The 11950-nt window shown below is 72.2% G+C and carries 12 protein-coding genes; 6 read left to right on the top strand and 6 right to left on the bottom strand.

The window, feature by feature from the left end; genetic code table 11:
* Position 1 precedes the first annotated feature (1 nt).
* The gene (pstC, locus tag ACFWPS_RS02970; protein ID WP_383700199.1) at positions 2-1006 is read right to left on the bottom strand and encodes a phosphate ABC transporter permease subunit PstC; all 1005 of its coding nucleotides are present in this window, start codon (positions 1004-1006) and stop codon (positions 2-4) included.
* 127 nt (positions 1007-1133) lie between these two features.
* Positions 1134-3188, bottom strand: a complete 2055-nt coding sequence (locus ACFWPS_RS02965) for an Ig-like domain repeat protein (RefSeq protein ID WP_383700197.1) — start codon at positions 3186-3188, stop codon at positions 1134-1136.
* Positions 3189-3717: 529 nt separating this feature from the next.
* Between ACFWPS_RS02965 and ACFWPS_RS02960 the strand changes: the two genes are divergently transcribed.
* The gene (locus tag ACFWPS_RS02960; RefSeq protein ID WP_383700195.1) at positions 3718-4035 is read left to right on the top strand and encodes a cyclase family protein; all 318 of its coding nucleotides are present in this window, start codon (positions 3718-3720) and stop codon (positions 4033-4035) included.
* 201 nt (positions 4036-4236) lie between these two features.
* Here ACFWPS_RS02960 and ACFWPS_RS02955 read toward each other — a convergent pair whose 3' ends face one another.
* Positions 4237-4653 (bottom strand): putative quinol monooxygenase, encoded by a 417-nt coding sequence (locus tag ACFWPS_RS02955; RefSeq protein ID WP_383700193.1) that lies wholly within the window; start codon positions 4651-4653, stop codon positions 4237-4239.
* On the bottom strand, positions 4604-5686 hold the full coding sequence (locus ACFWPS_RS02950; protein WP_383700190.1) for an alkene reductase: 1083 nt from the start codon (positions 5684-5686) through the stop codon (positions 4604-4606). Before ACFWPS_RS02950 ends, ACFWPS_RS02955 begins: the two co-directional genes overlap by 50 nt.
* A 117-nt stretch (positions 5687-5803) precedes the next feature.
* Between ACFWPS_RS02950 and ACFWPS_RS02945 the strand changes: the two genes are divergently transcribed.
* Positions 5804-6175, top strand: coding sequence for a MerR family transcriptional regulator (locus tag ACFWPS_RS02945; protein WP_383700188.1), 372 nt, complete (start codon positions 5804-5806; stop codon positions 6173-6175).
* A gap of 22 nt (positions 6176-6197) precedes the next feature.
* Here ACFWPS_RS02945 and ACFWPS_RS02940 read toward each other — a convergent pair whose 3' ends face one another.
* Complete coding sequence (locus tag ACFWPS_RS02940; RefSeq protein ID WP_383700185.1) at positions 6198-6521, bottom strand: SRPBCC family protein; 324 nt, start codon at positions 6519-6521, stop codon at positions 6198-6200.
* Positions 6522-6676: 155 nt separating this feature from the next.
* Between ACFWPS_RS02940 and ACFWPS_RS02935 the strand changes: the two genes are divergently transcribed.
* On the top strand, positions 6677-7588 hold the full coding sequence (locus ACFWPS_RS02935) for a helix-turn-helix domain-containing protein (RefSeq protein ID WP_383700183.1): 912 nt from the start codon (positions 6677-6679) through the stop codon (positions 7586-7588).
* Positions 7589-7780: 192 nt separating this feature from the next.
* The gene (locus tag ACFWPS_RS02930) at positions 7781-8746 is read left to right on the top strand and encodes an SMP-30/gluconolactonase/LRE family protein (RefSeq protein ID WP_383700181.1); all 966 of its coding nucleotides are present in this window, start codon (positions 7781-7783) and stop codon (positions 8744-8746) included.
* Between the two features lie 124 nt (positions 8747-8870).
* On the opposite strand, the gene ACFWPS_RS02925 is transcribed toward ACFWPS_RS02930, so the two are convergent.
* Positions 8871-9437, bottom strand: a complete 567-nt coding sequence (locus ACFWPS_RS02925; RefSeq protein WP_383700179.1) for a class I SAM-dependent methyltransferase — start codon at positions 9435-9437, stop codon at positions 8871-8873.
* A gap of 132 nt (positions 9438-9569) precedes the next feature.
* Here ACFWPS_RS02925 and ACFWPS_RS02920 point away from each other — a divergent pair, with 132 nt between their 5' ends.
* On the top strand, positions 9570-10838 hold the full coding sequence (locus tag ACFWPS_RS02920; RefSeq protein ID WP_383700177.1) for a sensor histidine kinase: 1269 nt from the start codon (positions 9570-9572) through the stop codon (positions 10836-10838).
* A complete protein-coding gene (locus ACFWPS_RS02915) occupies positions 10835-11521 on the top strand; it encodes a response regulator (protein WP_383700175.1) in 687 nt (228 codons plus the stop codon). The genes ACFWPS_RS02920 and ACFWPS_RS02915 overlap by 4 nt, the downstream gene beginning before the upstream one ends.
* Positions 11522-11950 lie beyond the last annotated feature (429 nt).

Genomic DNA, 11950 nt, shown 5'->3' with positions numbered 1-11950 from the left:
CTCAGGCCTCGCTCTGTGCGCCGGACCGGGAGCGGGCCACGATCGAGGACGCGGTGAAGTTGACCACCAGGGTCAGCAGGAACAGGGCCAGTCCGGCCGCCATCAGCGCGGAGACGCCGAAGGCGGAGGAGTCGCCGTAGTGCAGGGCGATCAGGGAGGACACGGAGTTCGAGCCGGTCTGCAGGATGTGCGGCTGGACGGTGAAGACCGGTGAGATGATCAGATAGACGGCGATGGTCTCGCCCAGGGCGCGGCCGAGTCCGAGCATGGTGCCGCCGATGATGCCGGCGGCCCCGTACGGCAGGACGACGCTGCGGATCATGCCCGCGCGGGTCGAGCCGAGCGCGTACGCGCCCTCCCGCTCCCCCGCCGGTGCGCGGCTGAACACCTCGCGCATCACCGAGCACTGGATCGGCGCCACCATCAGCGCGACCACGATGCCCGCGACGAACGTCGAGGCGGTGTACACACTGGCGGACGCAAGGGGGTCGTCCTGGTGCGCCCCGTCGACGTGCAGGAACGGGATCCAGCCGAACCAGGTGGACAGCCACCGGGACAGGCCGATCACCTTGCTCTGCAGGAAGAACAGCCCCCACAGGCCGTAGACCACCGACGGCACGGCGGCCATCAGGTCGACGAGCGCGATCAGTGTGCGCCGCAGCCGGGCCGGCGCGATCTCGGAGATGTACAGCGCGGTCCCGAGCGCCAGCGGCACGGACACGGCGACGGCCACGGCCGCGATCAGCAGGGTGCCGGTGAGGACGGCGGCGATGCCGAAGTCGTGGGTGTCGGGTTCCCAGCGCTCGGTGGTGAGGAAGGAGAACCCGGCGGTGTGCAGCGCCTGCAGGGCGCGCAGCAGCAGGAAGAGGCCGACGGCCGCCATGATGGCGAGCACGGCGAGACCGGAGCCGCGCAGCACGCCCCGGAAGAGGCGGTCGTCGGTGCCCCGTGCGGTGGACAGCCGCCGTGGCGTGTCCTCGTCCGGCGCGGTCAGCGGGAGGCCCATGGTCCCGTGCTCCTTCCTGGTTCCGGCTGTTTCGGTCTTGTTCGGTCTTGTTCGGTCTTTTTCGGGTACGACGGCGCCCGGGGCCGGAGCCGGCGTGGTGCCGGCTCCGGTCCTCGGGGGGGGGTGCTCAGTAGCTGGTGATGCTGATGCTCTTGGACTTGGTGTTCACGTAGCCGCTGCCGCCGTAGCGGATGCTGAGCGTGTGCTTGCCCTTGGAGAGCCTCGCGATGCTGATGGTGGCCTTGCCGCCGCTGAGGGTGCCGGTGCCGACCTGCGTGGAGCCGTTGTAGATCCGGATCCTGCCGGTCGGGGTGGTGCCGGTGGCGCTCACCTTGACGGTGATCGCGGCGTGCTTGGTGTGGCTGATCCGGGCCGGGGCGGTGACGGTCAGCGTCGGGGTGGCCTTGACGACGGTGAAGGTGACGTTCTTGCTGGAGGCGCCGTGGACGCTGTCGCCGCCGTAACGGATGCTCAGGGTCTTGCCGCCGACCGCGCCGAGCTTGGTGGTGGCGACCTTGACGGTGGCCTTGCCCGAGGTGTTCAGGGTGGCGGAGCCCACCTTGGTGGAGCCGTAGTAGGCGGCGACGGTGCCGGTCGGGACGGCGGCGTCGGTGTGGCCGACGGTCACCGCGACCGACTCGGTGGTCCCGTAGGCGGGCTTGGCCGCCGAGGCCGTGGCGGTCACGGTCGTGGCCGTCTTCACGGTCGGGGTGGCCGTGGTGGCATCGCTGTTGCCGTTGATGTTCGCCGCGTAGACCGTGACGGTGTACGTGCCGGCCGCCAGGCCGGTCAGGCTCGCGCTGGTGGTGGCGGCGGACACGTCCTTGTAGGCGTAACCGCCGACGGCCGCGCCGGTGCCGTCCTGGACGGTCACGCGGTAGTCGCTCACCGAGGCGCCGGCGGCGGGGGCCCAGGACAGCTTCAGCGTGCCGGCGCCCGGCGTCGCGGTCACGGCCGGGGCCGCCGGGACGGCCGTTGCGAGGTTGCCGTCCTCCAGGCCGCCGCGCTTGACGTGCTTGTTGGTCGGGTCGGCGACGCCGTTGTAACTGACGTTCAGGAAGCCGAACTTGGCGATCACCGACTGGGCGGCGGCGGAGTCCAGCGCCGCCGTGTGGCTGTCGTCGGTCACGAAGACGTCGTAGAGGGCCTGGTTGAAGAAGACGCTGGTCGGGTCGATGGCCCGGGTGGAGACCACGTTGGAGACGTCACGGCCGAAGGTGGTGTCGGCGAAGAAGTCGGGGTTGGAGGAGAGGGTGCCGTCGGCGTTGTCGGTCACCGGCGCGGTGTAGGTGCCGGTGTTCTCCTCGTCCAGCGAGCCGACGAAGGCACCGCCCGCCACGGCGGTCGCACTGCGGTCCGGGGCCGTGCCGTTGTGCTGGGCGACGAAGCTGGCGACGGAGAGCGGGACGAGGTCACCGTCGTTCTCGATGACGTTGTTCAGACGGTTCTGCTGGACCGCCTTGCCGTCGTAGTCCAGCGTGTCGACGTTGCTGCCGAGCTGGGCGTCGGTGACGCCGATGGCCTTCTGGAAGAAGGTGCGGGTGCCGGCACCGGAGTTGGGGATGAACGGGTGGATCTTCACCCCGCCGATCTCCGTCAGCGCACCGGTGTAGATGTCGTGCAGCTGCTGCTTGGTCAGCTGGGCGAGCGCGGAGCCCTTGGCCGCGTAGCCCACCGCGTCGCGGGCGAAGGGGACCGCGGTCAGCGCGGTGCCGGAGACGGCGGGTGCGCTGGTGTTGCGGGCGAAGTCGATCTGGTCCTGGATGTTCACCGTGCCGTCGTTCGCGCTGGAGGAGACGGCGTAGTTGCCGCCCGCGACCGAGTCGCTCAGGGCGAGGCGGCCGGCGTTGGCGCCGTTGGGACGCAGGAACTTCGGCCCGCTCGTCCGGGTCTGGATCTGCGAGGTCGTGGAGCCGGTGCCCGGCTCGGTCGCGTCGTAGGACGCCAGCGTGTAGCCGTCCGCGGTGACCGCGGTCGAGGCGTAGCTGGTGCCGTTGACGGTCTCGCCGGCCAGCGCGTCCAGGACGTCCTGGGTGACGTCCGAGCCGACGCCGACGAGTTGGTGGGAGGCGATGCCGGCGCCCGGGTCGGCGTACGCGGCGGTGGAGGCGAGGGCCAGGGGCGTGGCGAGCGTCGCGATGACGACGGCGGTGGCCACGGCGGAGGTGCGTCTCTTGCGCATGGGTGAACTCCTCGGAAGGCGTGCCCGCCGGCCGGCCGCGTCCGCGCAGGGGAGAGCGCGGATACGGAGGATGCGGGCAGGGGGGAAGCGCGGGAAGGCGGATGACCGCAGGGCTGAACGACCGGAATCAGAAGGGCTGTCGGCCGATCGTCCAGGAGGAGAGGGAGATGCCTTGGCGTGCCCGCGCACGTGGGGGTCACGGCCGGGAGGAGTGAGCGCGCGTGTGAGTGTCGGTCCGACTCAGCAGCAGGCCACGGCGACGCCGGGGCAACAGCTGGCGCTGCCCACGCGCATCAGATCGACGACGCGACGTCGCGTCAGCGCCGGGGTGGATGTCCGAATCACGGCGGGAACAGTAGCAGCGGCCTTCACAGAGACAACACAACTGGACGAACGTCTCGCATGCCGATACGAAACCGCCCAAGTCCGAGGTCTTCGCCCTGTTTTGCACCCGCCGTTTTTGAGACAGCCCCGTCCCACATGTTGTCGACCCCTCCGCCACGAACTCGTCACGGCCGGGGCCGTCGGCGTGCACGGAGCGACCGCGGTCACTCCGACCGGGGCGACGGTTTCACCGCGCACCGCTGCACGGTGGTCGGCCGGTGGGCCCCATGTCGCCCCGCCCGCGCACTTCGTCGCCGGGGCCCACACGCCGGACCGGGTCCCGGTCGAGGAGATGTTCCTGCCGCTGGTCCTGCTCGGCATCGCCGCCCGGGTCGAGCGTGCCCCCGACAGCACGCCCGCCCTGGGCGACGTGGCGTCGCGGGAGCAGCGCAACGGCCTGTCCCGTCCGGTTCGTTCGTCGCCCTGCGCACCGGCTGCCGCCGACGCCAGCCAGACCCGGTGACGATGGCCGACCGCGACGAGGCGGGGGTCAGCCGCGCACCGGGCCGGCCGGCCGAGGTCCTGCGGTATCCGTTGGTATCCGGCGGTATCCGGTCGAGGAGGCGGGTACCACCGCCATCGGCCACGAGCAGTCCGGCACCGACCCGGGGCTCGCCGCCTCCCCCGGCGACCACGGCCCGGAGGCGAACGTCATGCGACGCGTTCAGGCCCGGGGGTCCTTCTCGTCGGCGTCGAACCTGCGCACCTCGTTGCGTATGCGCGGGCCCCACCTGGTGAGGAGCGCCGTGACCTCCGGTGTGGCCACGTGCCGGTCCAGGGTCTCCTGGGACGCCCACTGCTCGAGCACCGTGACGGTCCCGGTCGCCGCGTCCTCCACGCAGAACGAGATCAGCACGTTCCCCGGGTCGGCCGCGGCGAGCGGGTACGACGTCGCCCGTGCCTCGGCGACGAACGTCTCGACGTCCTCGGCGGGGACGAAGACCCGGCCGGCGATGATGACGGCCGTCCGGGCGTCGTCCTGAGGCTTGCTCAGCGCGTTTTCATGGTTCTTCCTCGTCCTTCGTGTCCGGTCAGGCGGTGTACTGGTAGGCGGGGTAGGTGAGATAGCCCGCGTCGCCACCCTCGAAGTACGTGGCCGGGTCGGCGGGCGCGATCGGCAGGCCGGTGCGGAGCCGTTCCACCAGGTCGGGGTTGGCGATGAAGGCGCGGCCGAAGCTGATCAGATCCGCGCCCAGGCCGAGCCAGCGGTCGGCGGCGGCCCGGTCGGTCTGCTTGGGGCCCATCGGCGCCACCGGGTTGACGACCAGGCTGCCCGGCCAGGCGCGGCGCAGCCCGACCAGCATCTCCTCCTCGGCGGTCGCCTCCAGGTGCACGTAGGCGAGGTCGAAGCGGGCGAGTTCGGCGAGCAGGGCCGCGTACAACTCCGGCACCTCCCTCTCCTCGACGCCCCAGAAGGTGCCTCCGGGGGAGAGCCGGATCGCGGTGCGGGCCGCGCCCACGGCGTCGACGGTGGCGGCGACCGCCTCGACGGCGAAGCGGATGCGGTGGGCGATCGGGCCGCCGTAGGAGTCGGTGCGCAGGTTGGCGCTGGACGACAGGAACTGCGAGATCAAGTAGCCGTTCGCGCCGTGCAGTTCGACGCCGTCGAAGCCGGCGTCGACGGCGCGCCGGGCGGCCTCGGCGTACGACCGGGCCTGCTCGGGCACCTCGGAGAGGTCCAGGGCGCGCGGGACCGGCGCGGGCTGCGGCCCGCTGGGGGTGAACACGTCGCCCACGGCGGCGACGGCGGAGGGTCCGACCGGCTGAAGGCCGGTGGTGTCGGGGTGCGAGACCCGGCCGCCGTGCATGATCTGGGCGAAGATCCGCCCGCCGTTGGCGTGCACGGCCTCGGTGACGGGCCGCCAGGAGGCCACGTGCTCGTCGGTGTACAGGCCCGGGGTGCCCGGGTTGGACTGCCCGGCCAGGCTGGGCTGCACGCCCTCGGTGACGATCAGTCCGGCGGTGGCCCGCTGGGCGTAGTAGACCGCCATGGACGGGGTGGCAAGGTCTCCGGCCGCGGCCCGGACCCGGGTCATCGGGGCCATCACGACCCGGTTGGGCAGCTCCAGAGCGCCGAGGCGGTAGCGGTCGAACAACGTGGTCCTGCCGGTCATGCCAGAACTCCTTCATAAGGGTCGAAGGCCCGGGAACGGCGGGCCCGACCGGTACGCTAAAACCTGACATCAATGTGAGGGTCAAGTCCTGAGGCGGGGCACCATCGGGAGGGTGAGATGCGGATCGGCGACCTCGCGGCGCGGACCGGAGCCAGTGTCCGTTCACTGCGTTACTACGAGGAGCAGGGACTGCTCACCAGCACCCGCAGCGGCGGCGGGCAACGGCACTACGCGGAAGAGGACATCGATCGGGTGGACTTCATCCAGCGCCTGTACGCGGCCGGGCTGTCCAGCCGCACCATCCTGGCCCTGATGCCGTGCCGCGACGCGCCCAGCGACGAGAACTCCGACGCCGCGCTGGAACGTATGGCCGAGGAGCGCGACCGGCTCTCCGCCCATGTCGAGGACCTGCTGAACACCCGCGACGCGCTCGACGGCCTGATGGCCGCGGCCCGGGCCCACCGCGACGCACGCCGGACCGCGGCATGAGGGAACCTTTGAACTGAACTTCTCAGCGCACGATGCCGTTCTCCGCGCCGCCGACGACAAAGCCGAAAGCCGCCCCGGGGTCTGCTTGCACGATCTGGGAGCGGCTGGTCCACTCCTTGCCGTTCCTGCGGTCACGGCCACTGAACCAGGCGCCGACCCAGGGGCCTGCACCCGGATCGAAGGCTACGTGGTCGGCGCTCGGACTCCAGCGGTCGGTCGCGGACACATCACTGACCAGTTCGTAGACACGGGCGGGCGCCGCGTCGGCCCAGGCGCGCCGGGTGAAGGCGGAGTCTGCCGCGTCCAGAGCGTCGAAGGGGTCGGTTTCGGCGGTGGCGATACTCAAGGCGCCCTCCCGGGTGCGTACGGGGTGCCGGATTCGGCGGCCTCCCACTGGCTGCCTCCCACTTCATCGATGGTGCCGGCGGGGATCCAGACCCGCCGTTGCCTATCCACAGCCGGGTCAGGCTGGATGTCGAACGGCGGCCCACACTGGGAGCCATGGACGGAAAGACTCGACTCGGGGACTTCCTGCAGACGCGGCGCTCCCAGCTGCGCCCGGAGGCTGTCGGGGTGCCCACCTACGGGGAGCGCCGGCGGGTACCGGGGCTTCGACGCGAGGAGCTGGCGCTGCTGGCGGGCGTGAGCGCCTCTTACTACTCCCGACTGGAGCAGGGCCAGTCGCTGAGCGCATCACCTGAGGTTCTGGATGCGATCGCCAGGGCCCTTCGGCTGGACGAGTCCGAGCGGCGGTACCTGCACGACCTGGCCCGAGCGGACAGGCAGCGCACCCGGGGCCGACGGCCGGCGCCGGAGCGGGTGACAGAAGCGATGCGCCAGCTGCTGAACGTGCTGGGCGACGTTCCGGCGGTCGTGCTGGGCCGGCGCAGCGACGTGCTGGCGTGGAACCGCCTGGGCCACGCGTTGTTCGCCGGACACCTGGACCCCGGTGCCCCCGACCTGCCGGCGCAGCGCCCCGACATGGCCAGGCTGGTGTTCCTCGACTCCCATGTCCGTGACCTGTACGTGGACTGGCCGAGCAAAGCCAGGGCGGTGGTCGGGAATCTCCGCATAGTGGCGGCCCGGCATCCGGAGGACGTGGCACTGCACGCGCTCCTGGGCGAACTGTCCGCGAAGAGCACCGAGTTCGCCTCCATGTGGGCCGACCACCGCATCAAGGCCTGCACCGTCGCCCCCTACGAGATGCGCCATCCGCTGGTCGGGTCCCTGACGGTCGTGCAGCAGACCCTGAGCAGCGGGCCCGGCCCCGGCGTGGTCGTCGCCACCACAGAACCGGGCTCGCCCTCGCGAGCCGCGCTCACCCTGCTCGCCCAGGCGACCGGTGAGGCCACCACGCAGGACAGCCCCTCCTCCGCCCCGGCACGGACGCGGCCCCGCACCGGCAAGGACTGACCTCACACGACGTCACCGGGCGCTCGGCCACAGCGAGTCGGCACCCGTCCCACCCAGGCACGGCCGCCGGCCGACTCTGCCGCGGACAGCCGCGGACAGCCGCGCGCGGCCAGAAGAACCGCCTGTTCCCACCCACGCGTCGCAGTGCCGCTGCGCCATGCCCCAGAACACCCCGAAACCAGAGAAGGAACCATGTTCAAGAAGCTCTCCCCCTCCGCCGTGACACTGGGCGCCCTGGTCGCGACCGCTGCCGCGGCGCTCAGCCCCGCTCCGGCCTCGGCCGTCTCCGCGCCGCTGAGCAGCCCGCGGATCGCCGCGCACTTCGACCTGGCCAAGGGCCAGACGCCGGAGAACGTCGCCCTGGCACCGGGCGGCCGCGCGTACGTCACCTTCGCCAAGGGCCGCCAGATCGCCGAGGTCTCCCGCGGAGGAGCCGTCCGGATCCTGGCCACGCTGCCCGAGCCCGCCGACGGCGGTGTCCGCACCCCGGCCCTGGGCTTCCCGCTGACCGCCGGCATCGTCCGAGCCCACGACGGAACCCTGTACTTCCTGTACGCCACCGGCACCGCCGACCTCACCGGTGTGTGGCGCCTGCGTCCGGGCGGGCAACCGCAGCGGATCGCCGCGCTGCCCGCAAACGGCCTGCCCAACGGCCTGGCACTCGACCCGCACACCCACACCCTCTACGTCGCCGACTCCGCGCTCGGCACCATCTGGAGCGTGCCCACGACCGGCGGCACCCCCACCGCCTGGTCCACCGCCCCCGAACTGGCCCCCACCGGCTTCCTCGGCGCCAACGGCCTGAAGATCCACAACGGCGCGGTCTGGGCCACCAACCTCGACAAGGGCACCGTCCTGCGCATCCCCGTCCTCCGGGACGGACGCGCCGGCAGGCTCCGGACCCGGGCCGACGGCATGCCGGGGATCGATGACATCGCCTTCACCGGCCGCGGCGACCAGCTCCTGGCCGCCCTCGACACACCGAACGAAGTCGCCCTCGTCCAGTCCGACGGCACCCGCTCCACCGTGCTGTCCTCGGCCGACGGCCTGCAGAACCCCACGTCCATCGCCCTGCGCGGCCACACCGTCTACGTGCTGAACGCCGGCTGGCTCACCGCCGAGGACCCCAACCTGACCCTCGCCCACCTGAGCCGGTAGGCCCCGGCCACGGATGACCGTGTCGACCTGGGCCGCGGTCGGCGGGTCCCCGCGCGGATGGTCTCGTCCCCCCTCGCGCTGGTCTTCCCGGTAGTGGTCCTCGCTCTCGCGGGTCTGCTCGCGGTCATGGCCTCCGGGTGGCCCGGTGCACGAAAGCGGGCGGCAGGTTCGCCCACACCGTCTTCGAGCGTTCCAACCGGTCGAAACGGCAGGCCAGTTCGGCGGTGAAGTGACGGGCGGGCGGGGTCCAGGCCGCGTGCAGGTAGGCGAAGGTGGTGAACCGGCCGCCGGGCGCGAGGACTTCGGTCACGGCATCCAGGATGTACCCGCGCTGTTCCCGTGGCATGACCGTCCACGGCAGCCCGGAGACCACCGCGTCGACCGGTTCGCCGACCGCGGCGGCCAGTTCGGCCGCCGTGCCCTGGACCACGGTCAGCCGTGTGTCGCGCCGGGTGGCCGACAGCCGGGCGGCGAGCACCGGGTTGAGCTCGACGGCGACGAGCCGTGCGTCGGAGGCGAGCCGGGCGAGGACCGCGTCGGTGAACACCCCGGTCCCCGGGCCGAGCTCGGCAACGGTCCGGGCCTGCTCCAGGCCGATGCCCTCGGTCATCGCGTACGCCAGTCGTCGTGAACTGGCCGCCACGGCACCGGTCATGAGGGGCCGTCTGAGGAACTCGGTGGTGATCGACATGGCGGCCATGGTGGAAACGCCCCGGGTGGCCGCACGTCGTATCCCCGGCCGGTGTCCGTACGACTGCGGGAGGACCCCGTGACGCCCGCCAGGACGATGCCGGGGAGCGGGCCCCGGCCGTAGCGTGAGGCGGTGCAACGGCTGATTGAGACCCTGCCCCGTCTGCGGCGCGGACATCCGTGGCTGACGGACCTGCTGCTGGTCGTGCTGGTGGCCGTGCCCCCGGTGATCCGCCCGCAGCCGGGCTGGCGGCCGGTCTGGGTGCAGACGGTCGTGTACGCCGCCCTGGTGCTGCCCCTGCTGTGGCGCCGCCGCCGGCCGGTGCTCGTCGCGGCCCTGGTGACGGCCGGGTTCTGGGCGCAGTACCTCGGGCAGGTGTGGGGACAGGAACCGGGACGCGGCGCCGTCGCCCTGGCCGCGGTCCTGGCCACCCTCACGGTGCGCGGCCTGCGCCGGGCCGCCGCGGCGACGGTGGTCTGTGCCGCCGGCTGCGTCGTGCTGTGGATTCCCGCCTGGCAGCGGGACTACGGGGGCCCGGGTGCCCGCGGTGCCTGGCTCACCCCGCTCGCCGTGGGGCTCCTGCTGGCCGGGGCCTGGGTGTTCGGCGAGTACGTCCGTGCCCGGCGCGCCTATGTCGCCGAGTTCGAGCGGCGGGCCGCGCTCGCCGAGTCGGAACGCCTCGCCCTGGCCCGGGTCGCCGTCGCCGAGGAGCGGGCTCGCATCGCCCGCGAGATCCACGACGTCCTCGCACACAGCGTGAGCGTGATGGTGCTGAACGCCGAGGGCGGCAGGCTGATGCGGCACGCCGACCCCACGGTCGTCGACCGCACGCTCGGTGTCATCAGCGCGACCGGCCGCGACGCCCTGGACGAACTGCGCCGGCTGCTGGAGGTGCTGCGCGCCCCCGACGCGGACGCCCCATCCGGCGCCCCCGGACCCGGCAACGGTGGGGCCGGCGAGTCGCTCTCGGCCGATCTGCGGCGGCTGGTCGGGCGCCTCAACACGAACGGCACGCGCGCCCGGCTGGACCTTCGCGGAGAGCCAGGCGGCCTTCCGGCGGACCTCAGCGTGCAGACGTACCGCATCGTGCAGGAGGCGCTCACCAACGTCGTCAAGCACGCGCCGCCGAACGCCACGATCCACGTACGGGTCGACACCGGTACCGAGGGGCCCGCACGGCTGGTCCGCGTCCGGGTGGAGAACTCGGCCGGAGCCGGAGCGGTGGCCGTCCCGGAGCACCCCGCCCGACTGCTCTCCTGCGGTCACGGACTCACCGGCATGCGCGAACGCACCGCCCTGTACGGCGGGAGCGTCGACGCCGGACCCACACCCGACGGGGGCTACCGGGTCACCGCCTCCCTGCGCCCCACCGAGCCCGAGCCCACCACGGCGACGCCATGACCGGCCAGAGCCCGTCATCGTCCCGGGTGCTGATCTGCGACGACCAGGAACTGATCCGGATGGGACTGCGCATGGTCATCGACAGCCAGCCCGATCTCACCGTGGTGGGCGAGGCCGCCGACGGCGACGCGGCGATCGCGGGTGTGGCCGCCCTGGGGCCGGACCTCGTCCTGATGGACGTACGCATGCCCGGCCTGGACGGGCTCGCCGCGACCGAACACCTCTGCGCGCAGCCCCATGGGCCCCGGATCCTCGTCGTCACCACCTTCGACCTCGACGAGTACGCCTACGCGGCCCTGCGTGCCGGCGCGAACGGCTTCCTCGTCAAGGACGCCCCTGCCGAGGAGATCCTGGTGACCGTCCGTGCGGTGCTGCGGGGCGAGGTCGTGGTGGCGCCCTCGCTGACCCGGCGCCTGGTCGAACGCTTCGTCCTGCAATCCCCCGCGTCCGCGGCCGCGCCCGCCCAGCGCAGCCGCCTGGCCGCGCTCACCGAGCGGGAACGGGAAGTCCTCGCCCTGGTCGCCCGGGGACTGGCCAACGGCGAGATCGCCGACCGCCTCTTCGTCGGGGAGACGACCGTGAAGACCCACCTCGGCCGGATCCTGACCAAACTCGGCCTCCGCGACCGTATCCACGCGGTGATCTTCGCCTACGAGAGCGGGCTGATACGGGCCGGGGACTGACTGCCCGGCAGACCGCCCGCGGCTGAGACCGGGGTTCGCGAACGGCCGGAGCTGTTCGTCGACCGGCGGCCACTGCGAGGGGTCCATCGGGGAGCAGTTTCCCCTTCGGGCTGTTTCCTGGATCCATCGGCACACAGCCCGCCGCCCCCGTCCTGCGCCCACGCACCCGCCATTCACTGTCGCCGCTGGGGATGCCCCGAGCACCGTCAGACTTCAAACTCACGAGCAGCGGATTCAGCCCGTTCAGGGAAAGTTGACGTTCCGACACCCCAAAAATGGGCGCGTTTCCACAGGCCAGAGACCTGCGCTGGTGGGGCGGGCGGGGCTCGAACCCACGGCCGACGGATCATGAGTCCTTCGGGGATCCTGGCGGTCCGGAGCGACACGAACGTCAACCGCGCGCAGCCGAGCCGCACCGCGCCCTGAACT

Source organism: Streptomyces sp. NPDC058457, from assembly GCF_042720695.1.
Taxonomy (GTDB): Bacteria; Actinomycetota; Actinomycetes; order Streptomycetales; family Streptomycetaceae; genus Streptomyces.
This window is presented reverse-complemented; position numbering and strand designations above follow the sequence as displayed.